General features: G+C 72.8%; 16 protein-coding genes. 5 read left to right on the top strand and 11 right to left on the bottom strand.

The features are described from left to right. Nucleotides 1–321: 321 nt before the first annotated feature. Both ABD369_RS07600 and ABD369_RS07595 read right to left on the bottom strand, forming a co-directional pair. On the bottom strand, nucleotides 322–2,328 hold the full coding sequence (locus tag ABD369_RS07600) for a helix-turn-helix domain-containing protein (RefSeq protein ID WP_344635709.1): 2,007 nt from the start codon (nucleotides 2,326–2,328) through the stop codon (nucleotides 322–324). A 214-nt stretch (nucleotides 2,329–2,542) separates the two neighbouring features. Further along, nucleotides 2,543–4,039 carry an FAD-dependent monooxygenase gene (locus tag ABD369_RS07595; RefSeq protein WP_344635471.1) on the bottom strand — a complete coding sequence of 499 codons (1,497 nt, stop codon included), beginning with the start codon at nucleotides 4,037–4,039 and terminating at the stop codon, nucleotides 2,543–2,545. A gap of 101 nt (nucleotides 4,040–4,140) precedes the next feature. Here ABD369_RS07595 and ABD369_RS07590 point away from each other — a divergent pair, with 101 nt between their 5' ends. Further along, nucleotides 4,141–4,791, top strand: a complete 651-nt coding sequence (locus ABD369_RS07590) for a TetR/AcrR family transcriptional regulator (RefSeq protein ID WP_344635470.1) — start codon at nucleotides 4,141–4,143, stop codon at nucleotides 4,789–4,791. A gap of 21 nt (nucleotides 4,792–4,812) precedes the next feature. On the opposite strand, the gene ABD369_RS07585 is transcribed toward ABD369_RS07590, so the two are convergent. Then, nucleotides 4,813–5,760 (bottom strand): phosphotransferase family protein, encoded by a 948-nt coding sequence (locus ABD369_RS07585; RefSeq protein ID WP_344635469.1) that lies wholly within the window; start codon nucleotides 5,758–5,760, stop codon nucleotides 4,813–4,815. Nucleotides 5,761–5,940: 180 nt separating this feature from the next. Here ABD369_RS07585 and ABD369_RS07580 point away from each other — a divergent pair, with 180 nt between their 5' ends. Further along, nucleotides 5,941–7,140 carry an aminotransferase class V-fold PLP-dependent enzyme gene (locus ABD369_RS07580; RefSeq protein ID WP_344635468.1) on the top strand — a complete coding sequence of 400 codons (1,200 nt, stop codon included), beginning with the start codon at nucleotides 5,941–5,943 and terminating at the stop codon, nucleotides 7,138–7,140. A gap of 120 nt (nucleotides 7,141–7,260) precedes the next feature. On the opposite strand, the gene ABD369_RS07575 is transcribed toward ABD369_RS07580, so the two are convergent. Further along, nucleotides 7,261–7,590 (bottom strand): ArsR/SmtB family transcription factor, encoded by a 330-nt coding sequence (locus ABD369_RS07575; RefSeq protein ID WP_344635467.1) that lies wholly within the window; start codon nucleotides 7,588–7,590, stop codon nucleotides 7,261–7,263. A gap of 29 nt (nucleotides 7,591–7,619) precedes the next feature. Beyond that, nucleotides 7,620–7,994, bottom strand: a complete 375-nt coding sequence (locus ABD369_RS07570) for a hypothetical protein (protein ID WP_344635466.1) — start codon at nucleotides 7,992–7,994, stop codon at nucleotides 7,620–7,622. Between the two features lie 460 nt (nucleotides 7,995–8,454). On the opposite strand from ABD369_RS07570, the gene ABD369_RS07565 reads away from it, so the two are divergent. Then, nucleotides 8,455–11,322, top strand: a complete 2,868-nt coding sequence (locus ABD369_RS07565) for a DEAD/DEAH box helicase (RefSeq protein WP_344635465.1) — start codon at nucleotides 8,455–8,457, stop codon at nucleotides 11,320–11,322. 114 nt (nucleotides 11,323–11,436) lie between these two features. Here ABD369_RS07565 and ABD369_RS07560 read toward each other — a convergent pair whose 3' ends face one another. The 4 genes from ABD369_RS07560 to ABD369_RS07545 form a co-directional block, all read right to left on the bottom strand. After that, a complete protein-coding gene (locus tag ABD369_RS07560) occupies nucleotides 11,437–12,468 on the bottom strand; it encodes a sphingomyelin phosphodiesterase (protein ID WP_344635464.1) in 1,032 nt (343 codons plus the stop codon). A gap of 251 nt (nucleotides 12,469–12,719) precedes the next feature. Then, nucleotides 12,720–13,622 (bottom strand): 5'-3' exonuclease, encoded by a 903-nt coding sequence (locus tag ABD369_RS07555; RefSeq protein WP_344635708.1) that lies wholly within the window; start codon nucleotides 13,620–13,622, stop codon nucleotides 12,720–12,722. A gap of 96 nt (nucleotides 13,623–13,718) precedes the next feature. Continuing rightward, on the bottom strand, nucleotides 13,719–14,759 hold the full coding sequence (locus tag ABD369_RS07550) for a cation diffusion facilitator family transporter (RefSeq protein WP_344635463.1): 1,041 nt from the start codon (nucleotides 14,757–14,759) through the stop codon (nucleotides 13,719–13,721). A 169-nt stretch (nucleotides 14,760–14,928) separates the two neighbouring features. Then, on the bottom strand, nucleotides 14,929–15,666 hold the full coding sequence (locus tag ABD369_RS07545; RefSeq protein WP_344635462.1) for a gamma-glutamyl-gamma-aminobutyrate hydrolase family protein: 738 nt from the start codon (nucleotides 15,664–15,666) through the stop codon (nucleotides 14,929–14,931). 188 nt (nucleotides 15,667–15,854) lie between these two features. Here ABD369_RS07545 and ABD369_RS07540 point away from each other — a divergent pair, with 188 nt between their 5' ends. Further along, a complete protein-coding gene (locus tag ABD369_RS07540; protein ID WP_344635461.1) occupies nucleotides 15,855–17,030 on the top strand; it encodes a DUF2510 domain-containing protein in 1,176 nt (391 codons plus the stop codon). A gap of 373 nt (nucleotides 17,031–17,403) precedes the next feature. Here ABD369_RS07540 and ABD369_RS07535 read toward each other — a convergent pair whose 3' ends face one another. Beyond that, complete coding sequence (locus tag ABD369_RS07535) at nucleotides 17,404–18,627, bottom strand: amino acid deaminase/aldolase (RefSeq protein WP_344635460.1); 1,224 nt, start codon at nucleotides 18,625–18,627, stop codon at nucleotides 17,404–17,406. Between the two features lie 145 nt (nucleotides 18,628–18,772). Here ABD369_RS07535 and ABD369_RS07530 point away from each other — a divergent pair, with 145 nt between their 5' ends. Continuing rightward, a complete protein-coding gene (locus tag ABD369_RS07530; RefSeq protein WP_344635459.1) occupies nucleotides 18,773–19,519 on the top strand; it encodes an SseB family protein in 747 nt (248 codons plus the stop codon). A 65-nt stretch (nucleotides 19,520–19,584) separates the two neighbouring features. Here ABD369_RS07530 and ABD369_RS07525 read toward each other — a convergent pair whose 3' ends face one another. Then, on the bottom strand, nucleotides 19,585–19,953 hold the full coding sequence (locus tag ABD369_RS07525) for a DUF1844 domain-containing protein (RefSeq protein WP_344635458.1): 369 nt from the start codon (nucleotides 19,951–19,953) through the stop codon (nucleotides 19,585–19,587). Nucleotides 19,954–20,279: the final 326 nt, after the last annotated feature.

Genomic DNA, 20,279 nt, shown 5'->3' with positions numbered 1-20,279 from the left:
CCGGACTCCGGAGCCGGACACGTCGTGACCGGCTGAAGACGCCGGGATGCCCCGTCGCTCACCAGGGCCGCCGCGATGTGGACAGCGGACGGCACCTGGTGAGCACCCTTGCCACCGGGCGGGGTCGGCGACCGAGGTCGCAGCAGCAGCGGGTCCGCCGCCCGGTGAGTATGGGACCGGCCGTCCCCCGTGTCGGCCGATGCGTTGACTCTAGGACGGCTGCCCGTCCGGGCGGTACCGCACCGGTGCACGGTTGACCGGGCCGCAACCGTCACCGGTGCACGGTCCGTTCCCCTGACCTGCGGTGACTCGGTGCCGCTGTCAGAGCGGACTTGACGCCGGCCCGGTGGTGGGGCCGGCGGCCGGCTCGGTGAGGTCCAGTTCGCCCCGGACGGCGAAGGCGAGCGCCGTCTCGTACAACCCACCGCCGCCGGCCAGCAGTTGGCGCTGGAGCAGTCGTTCGGCGCTGCGCAGGTGCTCCCTTACGGTCTGCGGGTGCAGCTCCAGCAGCCGGGCGGTCCGCTCGACGCCGGTGTCGACGGTCAGCCAGGTGAGCAGGGTGCCGCGCAGGTCGCGGGTGTCCTCGGTGAGGCGGCGCAGCAGGGCCTCCGCCCAGGCCTGGGCGCCCGCGCCGGCGAGGACGTTCGCCAGGGGTACCGGCCGCTCCGGATCCGGGCGGTGCGAGGAGCCGCAGAGCTGGTCCGGGCCGGCGGCCGAGGAGGCTTGCAGGGCCAGGTGCAGCACCGCCCGTCCGCGCAGCCCTGCGAGGTCCAGGCCGAGCAGGCCGGCCGCACGGTCGAGGCGGGCGCGGACGGTGTTCCGGCTGACCCCGAGGATCTTGGCGGCGCTGGTGGCCGGGAACTCCAGGCCGAGGTGCAGCGTGCCGAGCATCTGGTCCTGGCTCGCGTACGGCAGCGTGTGCAGCGGACGCAGCAGTCCGCCCGCCCAGCGGGCCGCGACCGCGGGGTCGAGGACCTGGGTGAGTCGGCTCTCCGCCGCGTACAGCGCCGAACGGCTCGGTTGCAGCCGAGCCACCGCCAGGGCGCGGGCGGCGTCGCCGTACGAGCCGGCGGTCTGCGCGAGCGGGAGCACCGCGCTGCCGCCCAGGTAGCGCCCGGGGTGCCGGGCGACGAGCGCGCGCAGCGCCGCACCGGCCTTGTCCCACCCGTCCTCGGGCTCCGGGCCGGGGGGACTCTTCAGTGGGGCGACGATGATCAGGTGCTGGTCGTAGGCCGGGCAGCGGACCACCAGTGCCCGCCCGCCGGTCGCCGCCGCGCACTCCCGTGCCAGCCGGTCACGCTCGGCGGCGGGCCCTTCCAGGACGTACACCCGGGCGGTCTCCGCGTCCAGCAGGCCCGGGGAGAGGCCCTCGGCCGTCCGCTGGGCGAGCGTCACCTCACCGCCCATCAGCAGCTGGAACACCGCGACCCGCAGGGCCGCCGCCACCTCGTCGAGGCGCTCGACGTCCGTCCTGGCCGCGCCGAGCTGAAGGATCGGTGCCAGCAGTGCGGCGGTGTGAGCGATCAGCGCGTGGCCGCGGGCGTCGAAGGGGGACGTCCGGCCGACCGCCAGCACCGGGAACGGGCGGCCGGGGCCGATCGCGGTGACTCGTATCCGCAGCTCGCCGTCGTCGATCGCGGCTGAGCCGAGCCGCCCCTGTGCCACCTCCCCGGCCAACTGCCGGGCGGCGGCCAGCACGCTGAACGCCGTGGCGGGGGCGCCGAGCCGACCGAGGCCGGCGGGGCCGCCGGTCAGGGTGACCGCGCCGCCCACCGCCTGGGCCAGCCAGCCGACCAGCCGCTGCGCGCGCCGCTCCGGGGAGCCGTGTTTCCCCGCCAGGGCGAGGAGTTGCTCCAGTTCGGCGAGCCGCTCCCGAGCCTCGCGCAGCCGCTCGTCACCGATCACCTGCGCGATCCGTGCCCAGCACACCTCGGGGGCGACCGTCAGCAGGGCCACGCCGTGCCGTGCGGCCGCCTCGGCCAGGGCGGCCGGCACCGCCTCGGGCCGCTCGGCGGGAACGGCCACCGCCGCCACCCGGGCGGCCGCGAACCGCCCGACGACCCGGGCCGCCCGCCGACCGTCCTCGGCCCAGCCACCGGGCGCGGGATCGACCCGCACCAGCCGGCCGGCGAGCTCCGTGGAGTTCGCGAAGTCCATGACGTCCGTGACATCCGTGACGTCCGTGACCTCCGCGGAGTCCGGGGCCTCCCGCGAGGCGCTCCCGGGTGGGTGGTGGCCGTCGCCCGGCGCGAGCGCCACGCCGACCACCTCCCGCCCCGCTCCGCGCTCGGCGGCACCCGCCGCGAACTCCAGCGACAGCTCCGCCATCGTGGTCAACGAACCGACCGTGGGCACTTGTCCCTCCCTGCGCACCGCAACTGTCCGCGAGATCTGTCCGCCCGCTGCTACCCGAACGACCCGGCCCCACGGTGACCTGTGCAGATGGTACGAAGGAGTGCGGACGGTGGCGCCAGCTGACGGTCGGCTACCCACGGCTCGCCGGTCACTCACGACCGGCCGCCCACCCGCGGCTTCTTCGGCGTCAGAGTCCGCGCAGCCGGCGCAGATAGCCGCGGACCGCCTCCTCGCCGTCCGACCCGGCCGTCAGCGCGATGTGGTTGTCCGGACGGACCAGGACCAGCGCCGGGCCCTCGATCCCGTACGCGCGGCGGGCGTGCCCGTCCTTGTCGTACAGCGGGTCCTCGCCCGCGTCGACGGCGAAACCCCGCACCGGACCGTCGAGTCGCGGAGCCGGGCAGCCGAACGCGAGCAGGGTGAAGTGGCTGCCCGCGAACAGCTCGAAGAGCCGGACAATGCGGCCCTCGCCGTCCGTGAGCGGGGCGTCCGGCGCGCGGTCGCCGGCCTGGAGGACACCGTCGAGGCCGTCCGTCGCCAGGCTGCTCCAGCGGTAGCCGACGTTGAGGCCGGTGGTGTCGTCGGAGCGGACCACCTCGAGGCCGACGCCGGGTGTGCGGGAGCGCTCGGCGACGGTGGTCATCGCGGCCGTGGTGATGTCCAGGGTGCGGGCGGCGACCGGCCGGCGCTCCTCCGGGTAGCTGTCGATCAGCCCGGGACCGGCCTGGCCGGTGAGGACGTAGCCCAGCTTCCAGCCGAGGTTCCAGCCGTCCTGGATGCCGGTGTTCATGCCGAGACCGCCCGCGATCGGGTGGACATGGGCGGCGTCCCCGGCGAGCAGCACCCGGCCGACCCGGTAGCGCTCCGCCAGCCGGACGTTGACCCGCCAGGTGGAGATCCAGCTCGTGCCGACCACCCGCACGTCGGTGCGGCCGGTGTGCTGCTCGATGATGCGCTGGAAGCCCTCCGGCGAGGGCTCCACCGGCCGCCCGTCCGCGTCCCGTTCGGGGTTCGCCTGGAACTGCCAGGTCGTGGTGGACTCGAACGGGTAGAGCAGCAGGGCGCCCTTCGCGCTGAACCACTGGTGCCAGTAGCCCGGTTCGAGCCCTTCCAGCTCGACATCGCCGACCACCATCGCGGTCTCCCGGTCGCCGGACCCCTCGAAGGCGATGCCGAGCCGCTTGCGGACGGTGCTGCGCCCGCCGTCACACCCCACCAGGTAGTCGGCGGGGATCTCCTCGCCGCTCGCCAGCCGGGCGGTGACGCGCGTCTCGTCCTGGTCGAACCCGGCCAGCTCACAGCCGAGTTCGACTTCGACGCCGTACCCGGCCAGCACCTCCCGGAGCGCCTGCTCCACCCTGGTCTGCGGCAGGAACAGCCCGCGCGGGTAAGGGACGTCGGGGGTTCGGCGGATGTCCTCGTGCGGGTCGGTGTCGGTGATGAACTCGCCGTCGAAGTACTTGCGGAACACCTCGCGCTCGCGCCCGGCGCCCAGCAGTCGCTCGGTGATGCCGAAGTCGGCCAGGACCTCCAAGCTGCGCGGATTGAGCCCCTTGCCGCGCGAGCCGGTCTGGAACCCGGGCGACTTCTCGATGACCCTGACGCCCACCCCCTGCCTGGCCAGACTGCACGCCAGTGTGAGGCCGGTCGGCCCGGCCCCCACGATCAGCACGGTCGATGACATGACTGCTGCTCCCTCCCAGAAACGGTGCGGTGCAGTCATCAAATCGCAACTCGGTAAGAACTGCAACCGAGTAACAAAAGTATCCGGGTTATGATTGCCATATGAGCGAACCCGGAGGTCTGCGGACCCTCAAGAAGGAACGCACCCGCAACGCGATCGCCGACGCCGCGATCAGGCTCTTCCTGGCCAACGGGTTCGATCAGGTCTCGGTGGCCGAGATCGCGGCGGCGGCCGAGGTCTCCAAGCCGACCCTGTTCCGGTACTTCGCCAGCAAGGAGGAGCTGGTCCTGCATCAGATCGCGGACCACCAGGGCGAGTTCGGCCGAGTGGTCCGTTCCCGGGCGGCGGGCGAGACTCCGTTGGCGGCCCTGCGACGGCACTACCTGGCGCGGCTGGCCGAGCGCGATCCGATCACCGGCCTGTGCACCGACCCCGAGGTGCTGGCCTTCCGCCGCCTGGTCTACGAGACGCCCAGCCTCTCCTCGCACCTGCTGGACTACATGGCCGCCGACTCCGACGCGCTGGCCCAGGCCCTGGCCGAGGCGGTCACCGAGGCCGGAGGCGCGGCGTCCGAGCTGACCGCCCGGCTGGTGGCGGCCCAGTGCCTCGGCATGCACCAGACCCTGGCGTTCACCAACTGGTCCCGCCTCGCCGCCGGTACGCCGCTGCCCGAGGCCGCCGACCGGGCGGTCGCCGACGCCGATACGGCGTTCGCCCTGCTGGGTTCGGGTGCGGAGGCGTACGGCTACTGATCCCTGCCGAGCCGTGCCCGGTCAGCGGTACTGCTCGAGCACAACGGCGAGGTAGTCCTCCAGGCGGCCCCGCAGCACCTCGGCGGTCAGATCGGTGCGGCCGAGCTCGCGCCACGGAACGGCCACCTTCTCCGCGTCCGGCGCGAAGGCCAGCGCGTCCAGCAGCCGCCAGTACCGCTGGTGCGGGCCCAGCCGCCCACCCGCGGCCAGGTACTCCCGCTCCAGGTGCAGCGCGGTGTCGACGCCGTGCAGCAGGGCGAGTGCGGTGGAGCAGTGGGCGAGGTCCAACTCGGCCGGGCCCCAGGAGGTTTCGACCCAGTCCACCACCCCGCCGATCCGCGGCGTGCCGCCGGTGCCGCCGTCGGTGAAGAGCACGTTCCCCGGGTGGAAGTCCCGGTGCAGGAAGCACCCCCGGAACGGGGGAGCCGGCTGCCGGATCGCATCGACGGCCCGCTGCCACAGCCCGGGCCGCCCGGTCGGCTCGGGTATCCGGACCGAGCCGGGGGTGACCCAGGCCTGGTACGCGCGCGGCCGGTCCGCCCCGGCGGCCGGCGTGCGGTGGATCCGCGCCAACTGGTCGGCCAGCAACGGGATCCGCGCACCCGCCGTCCCCTGGTCCAGTCGCACCGAGCCCGGCAGCAGCGTCATCAGCAGCGAGGGATGGTCGCAGTGCTCGCCGCCGGGATCCACCGCCACCAGCCGCGCCGCCGGAACCGGCCGCCCGGCGAGGCCGTCGAGCAGCCGGAGCACCCCGGACTCCCGGCGCAGCAGCCCGTCCGCGTGCCTGAGGTAGAACGGTCGGACGAACGAGCGCAGCACCAACCGCCGTTCGCCGTCCGGTCCGTGGACGTGCAGTCGGCGCATGGTCGAGGTCCATCCGCCGGCCATCCGCTCGGCCCGCACGATCTCCTCGCCGGGGGCCAGGTGCCGCCGCACCCAGGCGCGGGTCCGCTGCCAGTCTTCGGTCATGTGCGACTCTCCGGTACGGGAGGGCTGTTGGTGCTCCGTCTCCTGGACGGTACAGGGCGGCGCCCGCGGCCCGGCCCGGTCGGGGCGGTGGCGGGATCGGCGGGGACGGTGGGATCGGCACCGCACCCGGGTATGAGTACCGGGCTCGACCCGTGGAGACCGAGTACGCGAGGAGCACACGTGAATGACACATCGCCAGGTGCCGGCACGGCCGTGACCGGGTTACCGCCGCACTCCGTTCCGGGGGTCAAGGACCTGTTCAGTCTGGACCCCGCCGTCGCGCACCTCAACCACGGTTCGTACGGGGCCGTGCCGTTGCCCGTCCAGCGGGCGCAGGCGCTGCTGCGGGCCGAACTGGAGCGGGACCCGGACGGCTTCTTCGCCGACCTGCCCGAGCGGATCGGCCGTGCCCGGGTCCGGGTCGCCGCCGCGCTGGGCGGCCACCCGGACCGGCTGGCGCTGCTCACCAACGTGACCGAGGGCATCGCCGTGGTCCTCGACTCGATCCCGTTCGCCGAGGGGGACGAGATCCTGGTCACCGACCACGGCTACGGCGCGGTGGTCCGGGCGGTGGAACGCCGTGCCGCCGAGACCGGGGCCAAGGTGTGCACGGCCGCGATCCCGCTCGACACCCCGGACGCGGACGGCGTGGCCGAACGGGTGCTGGCGGCGGTCGGCGAGCGCACCAGGGCCGCCGTACTCGACCTGGTCACCTCGCCCACCGCGCGCCAGGTCGTCACCCCGGGCCTGCTCGCCGCACTGGCCGAACGCGGCGTGGTCACCGTGGTCGACGCCGCGCACGCCCCCGGGCACCTGCCGGTGGACCTCGGCGGCGCGGCGGGCGGGGCGGACTTCTGGGTGGGCAACCTGCACAAGTGGGCCTTCGCCCCGCGCGCCACGGCGGTACTCGCGGTGGGCGGCCGGTGGCTGAGGCGAGTGCGGCCGCTGATGCTCTCCTGGGAGCACGACCGGGGCTTCCCCGGCCATGTCGAGTGGCGCGGCACCTGCGACTACACCCCCTGGCTGGCCGCACCCGCCGGGTTCGACCTGCTGGAACGGCTCGGCGTCGACCGGGTGCGCGCCCACAACGAGGCCCTCGCCGCCTACGCAGGGCGGCTGCTGGCGCAGCGGGCCGGGCTGTGCGAACTGCCCGCCATGCCGGGCCTGGCCATGCGCGCGGTACGGCTGCCCGCCGGCCGAGCCGAGACCGAGCAGGACGTCCGGGAGCTGCGCGAGGAGATCCGGCGGCGGCTGGACACCCGGGTGGCGGTGACCCGTTGGCCGGGCGGCGGCGTGCTGCGGATCAGCGCCCAGGTGTACAACTCCGCCGGGGAGTACCTGCGGCTGGCGGAGGGGATCGGTGAACTGCTGCACACCTGACGGCCGTTGCCGCCGGAGTGCCGGTGCCCGGGCTCGCACCCGCCGCGGGCGGCGCCGGCCCCGTCCGGCCGTCCAGGCCCGCCGCCCGACGGACCTCAGCGGCTGGACGGAGCCGGGGTCTCAGTCCGCCGCGCGGAGTTCGGCGAGCAGGGTGCCCTGGTCGGCGATCAGCTCGGTGAGGATCCGCCGGGCGGCCCGCAGCAGCTCGGCGACGTCCGCCCCGGCCAGGGCGTACACCACGGTGGAGCCCTCCCGGGTGGCCGTCACCAGTCCGTAGCGGCGCAGCTGGGCGAGTTGCTGGGAGAGGTTGGACGGTTCGATGTCGAGCGCTGCCAGCAGGTCGCGGACCGGGGTCGGACCGCTCTGGAGCAGTTCCAGCACCCGGATCCGGACCGGGTGGCCGAGCATCCGGAAGAACTCGGCCTTGGCTTGGTGCAGCGGTACCGGCACGCGGCGCCCCCTTCGGGTCGTGGGACCGGTCAGATCTCCAGGCCGGTCTCGATGCGCCGCAGCTGGTGCCGGGCCATCGCCAGGTTGGCCCGGCCCCGGTTGAGCGCGAGGTAGAGGAACAGGCCCTGGCTGCTCCTCGTGGTGAGCGGCCTGATCAGGTGGTACTGGCTGGAGAGGGTGATGAGGATGTCCTCGATCTCGTTGTCGAGCAGTCCGAGCAGCTCCATCGTGCGCATCTTGGCGCGGACCAGGTCGGTGTTGCCTGCGGCGGCGACGTTGATGTCGAGCTCGCTGTTGTCACCGAGCGTGCCGAGGGCCATGCCGCTGCTGTAGTCCACCAGCGCCACCCCGATCGCGCCGTCGATGCTCATCGCTTCCTTGAGCGCGGTCTCCAGATTTGACATCGCGGTTCCTCCTGTTGCGGACGAGCCCGTTCCCCATCTGCCGGGCTCGGTGGTCCGACTGTAGGTAGCAGTCCGGCGAAGCACGGCAGATGATCGAAACCGATCAAATCTGATCGAAGACCCTTGGGATCGTTATGGTGAGTTGACCGCTTGAAGACATCTGCAACTTCGAACCTGATTGATCGATGACTCTGCGAAGTGTCACGGTCGCGACAGGTAGCCCTGCGCTCCGCCGGGATCCCGCACCGGAAAACAGTGCTATCGATGTCACTTCCGACGGGTAATCTCAGGCTGAGATGCTCGACCACCACATCACCCACACCCGCTGCGCCCCACCGCCGACCCGGTCCGGCCCGGCCCCGCAGCCGCAGGCGTCGCCGTCTGCACCCCCGTCCCGCCCGTACGGGCCCCGCCGGCCCCACGGGACGACGCAGTCCCACGGGAAGAAGAGGTGACGCCGATGAACAGCGCCATGCCCCCATACCCGGAGACCCAGTCCTCCGAGACCGAGCAGCTCAGCCCCGCGGAGGCGTTCGCGGCCTCCCGCCGTCGCGCCAAGGAGCAGGCCACCGCCCTCCACGGGTTCGGGCAGCTGTACGACTTCCCGCTCGACCCCTTCCAGATCGAGGCCTGTCAGGCCCTGGAGGAAGGCACCGGCGTACTGGTCGCCGCCCCCACCGGCTCCGGCAAGACCATCGTCGGCGAGTTCGCCGTCCACCTGGCCCTGCAGGCCGGGCGCAAGTGCTTCTACACCACGCCGATCAAGGCCCTTTCGAACCAGAAGTTCACCGACCTGGTCAAGCGCTACGGCGCCGCCAAGGTCGGCCTGCTCACCGGGGACAACACCGTCAACGGCGACGCACCGATCGTGGTGATGACCACCGAGGTGCTGCGCAACATGCTCTACGCGGGCTCGCAGACCCTCGACGGTCTCGGCTACGTGGTCATGGACGAGGTGCACTACCTCGCCGACCGCTTCCGCGGCGCCGTCTGGGAAGAGGTGATCATCCACCTCCCCGAGTCCGTAACCCTGGTCTCCCTCTCGGCGACCGTCTCCAACGCCGAGGAGTTCGGCGACTGGCTGGACACCGTACGCGGCGGCACCAAGGTCATCGTCTCCGAGCACCGGCCGGTGCCGCTCTGGCAGCACGTGATGGCCGGCAACAGGATGTACGACCTGTTCGCCAGCCCCGACCGCGACGGCCGCCCCAAGGAGCACCTGCGCAACCCCGGCAAGGCCGTCAACCCCGAACTCGTCCGCCTCGCCCGCTCCGAACTGGACCGCAGCCCCCGCGACCGGTTCGGCAAAGGCCGCGGCCGCTCCATGCCGAACGGCCGCCCCGGCCGGGTCTGGACCCCGGGCCGGGTGGACGTCATCGACCGCCTGGACGCCGAGGGCCTGCTGCCCGCGATCACCTTCATCTTCAGCCGGGCCGGCTGCGAGGCAGCCGTCAGCCAGTGCCTCGCCTCCGGGCTGCGCCTCAACCGCGACAGCGAGCGGGCCCAGGTCCGCGAGATCGTCGAGGAGCGCTGCGCCGACATCCCGGACGAGGACCTGCACGTCCTCGGCTACTTCGAGTGGCTGGACGGCCTGGAGCGCGGCATCGCCGCCCACCACGCCGGCATGCTGCCGAGGTTCAAGGAGGTCGTCGAGGAGCTCTTCGTCAAGGGCCTGGTCAAGGCGGTCTTCGCCACCGAGACGCTGGCACTGGGCATCAACATGCCCGCCCGCTCGGTGGTCATGGAGAAGCTGGTCAAGTGGAACGGCGAGACCCACGCCGACATCACCCCCGGCGAGTACACCCAGCTCACCGGCCGGGCCGGCCGCCGCGGCATCGACGTCGAGGGCCACGCCGTCGTGCTCTGGCAGCGCGGCCTCGACCCGGAGGCGCTCGCGGGCCTCGCGGGCACCCGCACCTACCCGCTGAAGTCCTCCTTCCGCCCCTCCTACAACATGGCCGTCAACCTGGTCGGCCAGTTCGGGCGGCACCGCTCGCGGGAACTCCTGGAGACCTCCTTCGCCCAGTTCCAGGCGGACCGCTCGGTGGTCGGCATCGCCCGCCAGGTCCAGCGCAACGAGGAGGGCCTGGACGGCTACCGCGAGGCGATGACCTGCCACCTCGGCGACTTCGAGGAGTACATGGGGCTGCGCCGCGCCCTCAAGGACCGGGAGAACGAACTCGCCCGCGAGGGCACCACCCAGCGCCGCGCCGCCGCCATCGAGGCGATCGAGCAGCTCAGGCCGGGCGACGTCATCCACGTGCCCACCGGCAAGTTCGCCGGGCTCGCCCTGGTCCTCGACCCCGGCCTGCCCCCGGTCAGCCGCTCGGCCCGGGTCAGCCGGCACCCCGACTACCAGGACGGCCCCCGGCCGGTGGTGCTCACCGCCGAACGCCAGGTGAAGCGGCTCGCGATGATCGACTTCCCGTACCCGGTGACCCCCGTCGAGCGGATGCGGATCCCCAAGTCGTTCAACCCGCGCAGCCCGCAGTCCCGCCGCGACCTCGCCTCCGCGCTGCGCACCAAGGCCGGCCACCTGGAGCCCGAGCGCCACCGCAGGGGCCGCGCCGCGGCCGCCGACGACCCCGAGATCACCCGGCTGCGGGCGGAGCTGCGCCGGCACCCCTGCCACGGCTGCGACGAGCGCGAGGACCACGCCCGCTGGTCCGAGCGCTACCACCGGCTGCACCGCGACACCGAGGTCCTGGAGCGCAAGATGCGCTCCCGCACCCACACCATCGCCCGCACCTTCGACCGGGTCTGCGGTCTGCTCACCGACCTCGGCTATCTGCACGGCGACACCGTCACCGAGGACGGCAAGCGCCTCGGCCGGCTCTACGGCGAACTCGACCTGCTCGCTTCCGAGTGCATCCGCGAGGGCGTCTGGAAGGACCTGGGCGCCGCCGAACTCGCCGCCTGCGCCTCGGCGTTGGTCTACGAGGCCCGGCAGTCCGACGACGCCATGGCCCCCCGGGTGCCCGAGGGCAGCACCAAGGAGGCGCTCGGCCGGATGGTCCGCATCTGGGGCCACCTGGACGCGCTGGAGGAGCAGCACCGGATCGACACCGCCGAGGGCGTCGGCCAGCGCGAACCCGACCTGGGCTTCGCCTGGGTCGCCTACCGCTGGGCACTCGGGCACGGCCTGGACTCGGTGCTCCGCGACGCTGACATGCCGGCCGGCGACTTCGTCCGCTGGACGAAGCAGCTGATCGACGTGCTCAGCCAGATCCAGGACGCGGCGGGCGAGGACGTCGAGCTGCGGTCCACCGCCCGCAAGGCGGTGGACGGGCTGCGCCGCGGCATCATCGCCTACTCGTCGGTGGGGTAACGGCCGGAGCAGAAAAGCGACTTCAGGGGTGCGGGGAACCGCACCCCTGAAGTCGCCTTCACCGAGGGCGTTCTCGCTGAGGTCGCCGCGCGGTACTGACCCCCGGTCGGTTCGTCAGTTCAGCTGGAAGGTGGCCTCGACCGGGTAGTGGTCGCTCGGTGCGTTGGTGTCCAGCTGGCCGGCGCTCCAGCCGGCCTGCGGGTCGAAGTCCACCCGGACGTTCGGCAGGGCGAGCGGGGCCGGGCGGCCGGGCGCGTTCAGGTAGCCGAGGTAGTCCAGGTCGTCCCGGTAGTCCTTCGGGAAGGTCTCCACGCCCGCCATGTACTGGCACCAGGCGGAGACCGAGCAGTCCATGGTGGTCCAGGTCTGGTCGGGGTCGGTGGCCGGGGTGCCGAGGACGCCGTTCACCGCGTTCTGGGCGTTCGCGAAGTCCCCGCGCGACTGGCCGTGGTAGTACTCGACGTTGAGGTCCCCGCCGATCAGCACGGGCGCGGAGCTGCCCGCGATGCCGTCCGCCCAGGCCCGGATCTCGGCGAGCTGGCCGAGCCGGGTGGACTGCGTGGTGTCGGTGGAGACGTCCGACTCGTCCGCCTGCAGGTGGGTGCCGACCACCCAGCTCTTGGTCCCGCCCTTGTCGATCTGGACCAGCGCCGCGCCCTTGTCGGCGTGGTAGTCCCAAGTGCCGTAGGTGGAGTTGCTGAAGACGTGCGCGTACTGGGCGGTGATCGGGTACTTGGACAGGATCATCGTCCCGCCGTTGATCACGAACCAGGAGCTGGAGCAGTTCCCGCTGATCCCGTTCCAACCGCCGCCCGAACAGGTCTGGCCGACCACCGGGGTGCGGTACGGGTAGAGGTCGGCCAGCTTGCTGTTGATGTCGGCGGTCGAGGTGTTGTTGAAGTTCTCGTCCAGGATCACCACGTCGGCGTTGTGCTGGCGGATGATCGACTCGATCACCGGAGTCCGCTTGGCCGCCTGCTCGTTCTGCGTGCTGTCGACGACCGCGGTGCCGAGGTCGACGTTCCAGGCGAAGACCGACAGGGTGGTGCCGGTGGCGGCGGCCGCCGACGGGGCGGCGGTGCTGCCGAACAGCGTGGCCGCTGCCGCGACGGAGGTGAGGGCGGCAGCCGAACGACGCGAGATCATGCGTTCTCCTGAGCGTGGGAAGACCCCGGGCCCGCGGCCGCCGAAGCAGCCGGGGCATGACAGGGGGAGACCCTAGCTACCCGCCGGTACGCCTTTCAGTACCTTCGGGGGAACGCCAACGGATCATTCTGTGGCGGAAACGTGTATGACCAACTTCCGTTGTCCCGTGGCGAGGCCGGGCGTTCGCGGGAACGGGGCGGCCCGTCCTGGGCGAGCCCAACCCTCCCGCGCGCCACGGCTGCGCGGCCGGCCTACGCGCCGGCGAGCACGCCGAGCAGCCGCTCCAGCGAGCCGCCCAGCCCCCAGCGGGCCGAGAGCTCCTCCAGCGTCATCGGGTCCAGCGGCTCGCGCGGCAGTGTGGCGTCCACCGCGGGCAGCGGTACGTCGACGGCCACCCGGACCACCTTCGGTGCGACGTCGAGATAGGCCGAGCCCTCCAGCAGGTTCTTCCGCCGGGCCGGGGTGAGCCGCGAGGCCGGGTCCAGCGCCGCCGCGCGGACGGCGGCCAAGTCGCCGTACTCCCGCAGCAGTTGCGAAGCCGTCTTCTCGCCGACCCCCTTCACCCCCGGCAGCCCGTCGCTCGGGTCCCCCCGCAGCGCGGCCAGATCGGCGTACGAGGCGCCGGTGACGCCGTACTTCTCCAGCAGGACCCCGTCGTCGGTGCGCTGCGCGGAGCCGACCCCCTTCACCGGGTAGAGGACGGTGATCTCCCTTGCGTCGTCCACCAGTTGGAAGAGGTCGCGGTCGCCGGTGACGATCTCCACCGGGCCGGTGGCACGGGCGGTGAGGGAGCCGATCACGTCGTCGGCCTCGTAACCGGGGACGCCGATCCGGGCGATGCCGAGGGCGTCGAGCACCTGCTCGATCACCGGTACCTGGGGTGCGAGGGTGTCCGGGATCTCCTCCTCGCCCTCGGTGGACTCCTCCGCCACCCGGTGGGTCTTGTAGGACGGGATGAGGTCCACCCGCCACTGCGGCCGCCAGTCGGCGTCCATGCAGGCGACCAACTGGTCGGGGCGGTGGTCCTGGACCAGGCGGGCGATGAAGTCGAGTAGCCCGCGAACGGCGTTCACGGGCTGCCCGTCCGGGGACTTCACCGACTCCGGCACGCCGAAGTAGGCACGGAAGTAGAGGCTCGCCGTGTCGAGCAGCATCAGTCGCGGTGCGGTCACCCTCCAGATGATGCCGTACCGCCGCGGCTGCGACTCGCCCGCTCGCCTCCGGGCGCTCCGACCCGGCGGACCGACCGCTCAGTGCTCGTGCGGACCGCTGCGGTGGACCGGGCCGTGCGAGTCGGCGCAGTGGTCGGCCGGGTCGGCACCGGGGGCCTGGGAGATCTGCAGCAGCTCCTGCGAGGCGTCCTCGCCGACGTGGTCGACCTGCAGGGTGGCGTGGGTGATCCGGTAGTCCTCGCGCAGCCGCCGCTGGAGCTCACGGCGCACGGCGTGGCAGTCGCCGCCCGGGGTGACCAGGATGTGCGCGGAGAGGGCTGGCTGTCCGGAAGTGATCTCCCAGATGTGCAGGTCGTGGATCTCCTCGACCTGGGGGGAGGCCACCAGCTGGTCGGCGATCGCATCCGGGTCGATGCCGGCGGGCGCGGCCTCCAGGAAGATCCGGCCGGAGTCGCGGACCAGGCCCACTCCCGCCTTAAGCATCAGCGCGACCACGATCAGCGAGGCGATGGCGTCCGCCTGGTGGAAGCCGGTGGCCAGCACCACGGCACCGGAGATCGCGGTGGCGATGAACGCGTAGAGGTCGGTGAGCACGTGCTGGAAGGCGCCCTCGACGTTCAGCGAGGAGCGGTTGGCCTTCGACATGCACCAGGCCGCCGCGATGTTGACCACGATTCCGACCAGGGCGGTGACCAGCACCAGCGAGCCGGTCACCTCCGGTGGCGAGATCAGCCGCCGGATCGCCTCGTACCCGAGCCAGGCCGACAGCAGTAGCAGGGTGATGCCGTTGGCCTGGGCTGAGAGGATCTCGGCGCGCTTGAGCCCGTAGGTGAACCCGCCCCGGGCCGGGCGCGCGGCGAGCCGCATGGCGACCAGGGCCAGCACGATCGATGCCGCGTCGGTCAGCATGTGGGCGGCGTCCGAGATCAGCGCCAGCGACCTGGCGGCGAAGCCGACCACCACCTCGCCCGCCATGAAGACGACGATCAGGGTCAGCGCGCTGACCAGCCAGCGGCGGTCGGCGTCCGCGGCCACCCCGTGCGAGTGGCCGCCGTGGCCCCCGTGCGAGTGGCCGTGGCCGTCATGCGCGTGGTCGTGATCGTGGGCGTGCGCGGCCATCGATAGTCCTCTCCCGAGCGCTGAAGCACCAAGGGCCGCCGGTCGGCCCGCACACGAAGTGAACCCCAGATCGTAGGAAGATCCAAAGGCTGCACTGGTGACCGTTGTCGTTCCCGTTGGCGCCGCCGTCTGTGCAGGTCAGCGGCTTGATGAGGATCGGCGGCCGAGATCACTCCAGGACCGGCAGCAGCCCGGCGGGCCGCCCCTGGGCCCGAGCTACCACCGCGGCGCCGACCAGTGCCTGCAGCACCCGCAGGTCCTCGCCCTGCTCGGGGTGCCACTGCACCCCGAGGGTGAACCCGCCGCCCTCGACGGCCTCGACGGTGCCGTCCTCGGCGTACGCGGAGACGGTCAGCCCGGTGCCGAGCCGGTCCACCGCCTGGTGGTGGTAGGTCGGGACGGACACCTCGGTCTCCGGCAGCAGCCCGGCCAGCAGCGTCCCCGGTACCGGTCGGACGGTGTGCCGTCCGTACCCCTTGGGAGAGCCAAGGTGTGCCTCGCCGTGCTCCAGGTGCTGGATCAGCGTGCCGCCGAGGACCACGTTCAGCAGCTGCATGCCCCGGCAGATGCCCAGGAGCGGCAGTCCGGCGGCCAGGGCCGCGCGCAGCAGGGCGAGCTCCCAGGCGTCACGCTCCGGGGTGACCGCGCGGGTCCTCGGGTGCGGCTCGGCGTCGTAGTAGGCGGGGTGGAGATCCGGTCCGCCGGAGACCACCAGTGCGTCCAGGCGGGTCAGCGCCTCGGGGGCGCGCTGCGGCGAGTCGGGTGGGAGGAGGAAGGCGATTCCGCCGGTGGCCTGGACCATAGCGGGGTAGCGGGCGGAGAGCAGGACGGCGCGCTGCCGGTCCCAGCTGTCCCAGATCGCCTCGGTGAGGTGGGTGCTGATGCCGATCACGGGTCTGGTCGTCATGTCCGGATTCTCCCGTTCCGGATGCTGACCCGCAGTCAATATGCGGCTGTCCGGGCGCGCCTGGCGGTAGGGTCCGGATTAGCCGTTCGTGGCGATCCGTCGATTTCTCATCGGAATCTCATCGGAAAAGCGCGGAATGGCCGTCCTGCTGATATCGCACTTATCCGGAACCGTTTAGATTCTTGAGGGTGAGCGAGCAGATCCCCGCCGGGTGGTACCCGGACCCGCAGGACACCACCAGTGAGCCCCGCCCCGAGCGGTGGTGGGACGGGAGGGGTTGGACGGCCACCACCCGCCCGGGGCCCGCCACCCAGCCGGGGCCGCGGCCCGAGTCCACGGCGGATCAGCAGGTGCTGGTCGGCGAGGTGCTGTCCGGTGGTCCGACGGTCCGCTATCCCGAGCTGCCGGTGGCCGACGCCGGGACCGGGTACGGACCGGGCGTCCCGCACACCCGCAGGAAGCCGCCGAAGACGGTGGCGATCGCCGCCACCGTGGCCGCGCTCGCCGGTCTGGCCGTCGGCTCGGGCGTCACCTACCTGGCCATGGACCACAAGTCGAACCCGACCGCGGCGGCGCACCCCGCCCGGGCCAAGCGCGGCAACGGCTTCGGCGGCCCCGGGCTCAACGGCGGGGGTCCCGGGCTCAACGGTGGCGGCTCCTCCAACGGTGGCGGTCCCGGGCTCAACGGTGGCGGCTCCTCCAACGGTGGCGGTCCCGGGCTCAACGGTGGCGGCTCGAACGGCGGGAGCCCCGGCCTCGGCGGCGGTCCCGGTGGTGGCGGCGGCTCCAATGGCGGCGGCCTCGGCGGCGGTCCCGGTGGGGGCGGCGGCCTCGGTGGCGGTTCGACCGGCAAGGTCGCCGTGGACATCGTCAACGGAATCAGCCTCCCGGTCCCGTCCGGCTGGAAGGGCGGCACCACCGACAACGGCTTCGCCGGGCTCATCATCGGCTCGTACACCTGCGCCGACGGCCAGAACACCTGCACCCTCGGTGGGGTGACGACCGGCCGGCTGGACGGCACCGACCCCAAGGCGGCCGCCGAGCAGGACATCGCCGCCGCCGCCAAGGAGTCGTACGGCACGATCAAGGGGCACCAGGAACTGAAGTCCGAGGCCGTCACGGTGAACGGGAGCAGCGGCTACCTGGTCCGCTGGAAGGTCTCCGCGCAGCAGGGCAACGACGGCTACGTGGAGACCGTGGTCTTCCCCGGCGGCAACGGCAAGTCCCTGGCCTCGGTCCACCTCGGCTTCGACATTGCCGACAAGGCTCCGTCCGTGGACCAGATGGACTCCATCGTCAACGGCATCACCGCCTACACCGGCGGCCGCGGCAACGGCGGACCGGCCACCGGAACCAGCGCCTGATCCGGGCCGGCGGCCAAGCGGTTCCGCAAAGGCGGGGCCACCCGGCCGCCGGGGCGCGCTTCCGGATGCTGAGACCGGCCGGCCATAGGGCCCGCGGCGTCGCGTGCCGATAGCCCGCCCTCCCCTGCCCTCCATCGGCAGGGGGAACCTACAGGTCGGAGGCCGGGGGTGAGGGGCCCCCGGACGCGCATCCGCCGTCGCGCAGCGCCGCTGCGCTCTCCTCACGATGCTCTGGCGTTGCTGGCGCGCCACCTCGGCCGGGTCCTGGTCGGACAGCCCCGCCACCGCCTGCCCCTCGCCGAACTCGCCGAGGGGCAGGCGGCGTTGGCCGCTCTCCGGAACGGCGGCCGAGTGGTGCGGCGGGGGGCGCTGCTCAGAGGAAGTTCTGCCCCTCACCGCGGTAGGTCGGTACGGTGCGCACCACCCGGTCGTCCTCGACCAGGTGCAACTGGTCGAAGCGTTCGCACAGTTCGCCGGCCTTGGCGTGCCGGAACCAGACCCGGTCGCCGATCAGCAGATCGTCCGCCGCCGGACCCAGCAGCGGGGTCTGCACCTCGCCTGCGCCCTCCTGCGGGTCGTACCTGAGCCCCTCGGGCAGGTAGGGGACGGGGGAGCGGTCCGCCCCCGCCGGGCCGGAGGCCGGGTAGCCGCCGCCGAGCACCGTCACCACGCCGACCCCGGGTCGGCGGACCACCGGCTGGGCGAACAGCGCGGCCGGACGGCCTTGGAAGCAACGGTAGTTGTCGAAGAGTCGAGGAAGGTACAGCCCGGACCCGGCGGCCACCTCGGTGACCGCCCGTTCAACCGTCGTGGACTCCACGCTGCCGGTGCCGCCGCCGTTGACGAACTCCAGCTCCGCGACCCGGCGCAGCGCGCGCACCGTCGCGGCCCGACGCTCGGCCAGCTCGGTCCTGGCCTTCGCCTGCACCAGCTGAACGGCCCTGGAACGTACCGGCCGGCCCGGGATCAGGTCGCCGACGCCCGCGACATGCCCCTCGTACGCCATCAGCCCCACCACCCGGAATCCCGGGCGGCGCTGGACCAGTTCGGCGAACGCACCCAGGGCCTCCGGGGTGCGCAGCGGGGAGCGCCGGGCGCCGATCCGGATCCGGCCACCCAGCAGGTGCAGCGAGGTGTCCAACTCCAGGCAGACCCGCACCTCCTCGCTGCCCTCGCGGGCGGCGTCCACCAGATCCAGCTGCGCGGGATCGTCGACGACCACGGTCACGGCGGAGGCCAACTTGGGATCGCTGGTCAGCAGGCCGAAGTTGGCGCGGTCCGCCGACGGGTACGCGAGCAGGACGTCGGCGAAACCGGAGCGGGCCAGCCAGATCGACTCGGCCAGCGTGTAGCTCATGATCCCGGCGAAGCCCTGCACGGCCAGCACCCGTTCCAGCAGGGCCCGGCAGCGCACGGACTTGCTCGCCACCCGGATCGGCTTCCCGGCTGCGCGGCGCACCAGGTCGGCGGCGTTGGCGTCGAAGGCGGCCAGATCGACGATGGCCAGCGGTGCGTCGAGGTGCGCGGTGGCCCGGTCGTAACGGGCCCGGTCAGAGGCCGTCCCGGCGGCGGGCCCGGCGGCGAGGAGGGTGACCATGCGCGGCAGCGTCCCACACCGCCCCCGCCACTGGGTAGAGGTCGGTCGCGTTCCGGGTGGCCGTTCAAGGTCCGGGCAGCCGTTCGAGCTCCGGGCGGGCCGTGGCCGGGCGAGGCCGGTCCATAAGGTGGCATAGGCTCGGCGGGTGGACCGCAAGAACATCCCGAACCCCGGATTCGCCGCCGACGACGGCACCGCCGCCCCCCGCCTCAGTGCGGCGCTGGCCGCTTGGGCCGAGGACCGGGCCGCCGAACCCGGCCTGCTCGAAGCCCTGACGCAGAGTCGGCTGATGGTCCCGATCGTCGCGCTGCTCGGCGAGGTGGAGACCGACGCCAACGGGCTCAAGCACGAGAAGACCAGCGACATGGCGGTACCGGTGATCGAGGCCGCCGACGGCCGCCGCGCCCTGCCCGCCTTCACGTCGCTGGAGACCATGGCCCGCTGGCGCGCGGACGCCCGCCCGGCTCCGGTCGCCGCCCCGCAGGCCGCGATGGTGGCGTTCTCCGAGCGCGCCGACACCCTCTTGATCGACCCGGCGGGGCCGGTCAGCTACCCGCTCAGCGGCGCCCGGCTGCGGGCCGTCGCGGAGAACCGTCCCTACCTGCCGCCCGCGCAGGACCCGGAGGTCCAGCAGGCGGTCCGGGCACTGCTCGCCGCCGAGCCGGCCGTCCTGCGGGCCGAGCTGCGCGGCTCGGGCCCGTCCGCCGGGACCGACGCGGTGCTGGCGCTCGCCCTCGAACCGGACGCGCCGGTGCAGGAGCTGGCCCAGCGGCTGGCCGCCGCCCTGGTCGGTGACGCGCTGCTCCGGGTCAGGCTCGACCACGGGCTCGACCTGGCGCTCCTCCCGCCCACCGGCGCCCCCGCCGGGGAGTCGCTGTACGAGCGCGAGTGATCCGGCGGGCGTGAGCCGGCCGGCACCCCGTGTCCCGGGACGCCGGCCGGCCCGAGCGGGTTCCGTCAGCTGTAGACGGGCCCGGTGAACTTCTCGCCGGGGCCGGCGCCCGGGGCGTCCGGGACCAGGGAGGCCTCGCGGAAGGCCAGCTGCAGCGAGCGCAGTCCGTCGCGCAGCGGCGCGGCGTGGAAGTTGCTGATCTCGGGAGCCCCGGCGGTGACCAGGCCGGCCAGCGCGGTGATCAGCTTGCGCGCCTCGTCCAGGTCCTTGTCCTTCTCGCCACCCTCGGCGAGGCCGCACTTGACGGCGGCCGCACTCATCAGGTGCACCGCGACGGTGGTGATCACCTCGACGGCCGGGACCTCAGCGATGTCGCGGGTGAGGTCGTCGAAGCCGATGGTCTCGTCATCGTGCTCGTGGGGCTGGCTGCTCAAGGGGATTCACTCCGTGGTGGGAAAGGCCGTGCGGTGACCGGTCGGGGCACTCGGGGGTACACAGGGAGCGTACAAGGGGTCGCGGAGGCGCTGACCAGCGCAATGGACTCGGCCCTTGACCGGGCCCGGAATACCTGCCGGGCCCTGAACGCTGGTATGCTTCGAGACTGACCGGCCAGGCAGCCCTACGGATTGCCCGGCCAGCAAGTGGAGGCTCCACTTCAGGAGGCCCGAGAGGGCAACCGCGAAAGTCTCCCACCTGTCCGACTTAAGGGTCGGAGGGTCCGGTCCGCGACATCGGCCGCAAGGTTCGATGCTCGCCGCAG

The organism is Kitasatospora cystarginea, assembly GCF_039533515.1.
GTDB lineage: Bacteria > Actinomycetota > Actinomycetes > Streptomycetales > Streptomycetaceae > Kitasatospora > Kitasatospora cystarginea.
The sequence above is the reverse complement of the archived record's forward strand: the minus strand, read 5'-3'. Positions and strand labels throughout refer to the sequence as shown.

Coding starts and splice junctions, on each gene's coding strand:
- ABD369_RS07585 (WP_344635469.1), bottom strand. CDS start 5,760: ATGACCGAAGACTGGCAGCGGACCCGCGCCTGGGTGCGGCGGCACCTG.
- ABD369_RS07595 (WP_344635471.1), bottom strand. CDS start 4,039: ATGTCATCGACCGTGCTGATCGTGGGGGCCGGGCCGACCGGCCTCACA.
- ABD369_RS07570 (WP_344635466.1), bottom strand. CDS start 7,994: ATGTCAAATCTGGAGACCGCGCTCAAGGAAGCGATGAGCATCGACGGC.
- ABD369_RS07545 (WP_344635462.1), bottom strand. CDS start 15,666: ATGACGACCAGACCCGTGATCGGCATCAGCACCCACCTCACCGAGGCG.
- ABD369_RS07535 (WP_344635460.1), bottom strand. CDS start 18,627: ATGGTCACCCTCCTCGCCGCCGGGCCCGCCGCCGGGACGGCCTCTGAC.
- ABD369_RS07560 (WP_344635464.1), bottom strand. CDS start 12,468: ATGATCTCGCGTCGTTCGGCTGCCGCCCTCACCTCCGTCGCGGCAGCG.
- ABD369_RS07600 (WP_344635709.1), bottom strand. CDS start 2,328: ATGGCGGAGCTGTCGCTGGAGTTCGCGGCGGGTGCCGCCGAGCGCGGA.
- ABD369_RS07590 (WP_344635470.1), top strand. CDS start 4,141: ATGAGCGAACCCGGAGGTCTGCGGACCCTCAAGAAGGAACGCACCCGC.
- ABD369_RS07550 (WP_344635463.1), bottom strand. CDS start 14,759: ATGGCCGCGCACGCCCACGATCACGACCACGCGCATGACGGCCACGGC.
- ABD369_RS07555 (WP_344635708.1), bottom strand. CDS start 13,622: ATGCTGCTCGACACGGCGAGCCTCTACTTCCGTGCCTACTTCGGCGTG.
- ABD369_RS07565 (WP_344635465.1), top strand. CDS start 8,455: ATGAACAGCGCCATGCCCCCATACCCGGAGACCCAGTCCTCCGAGACC.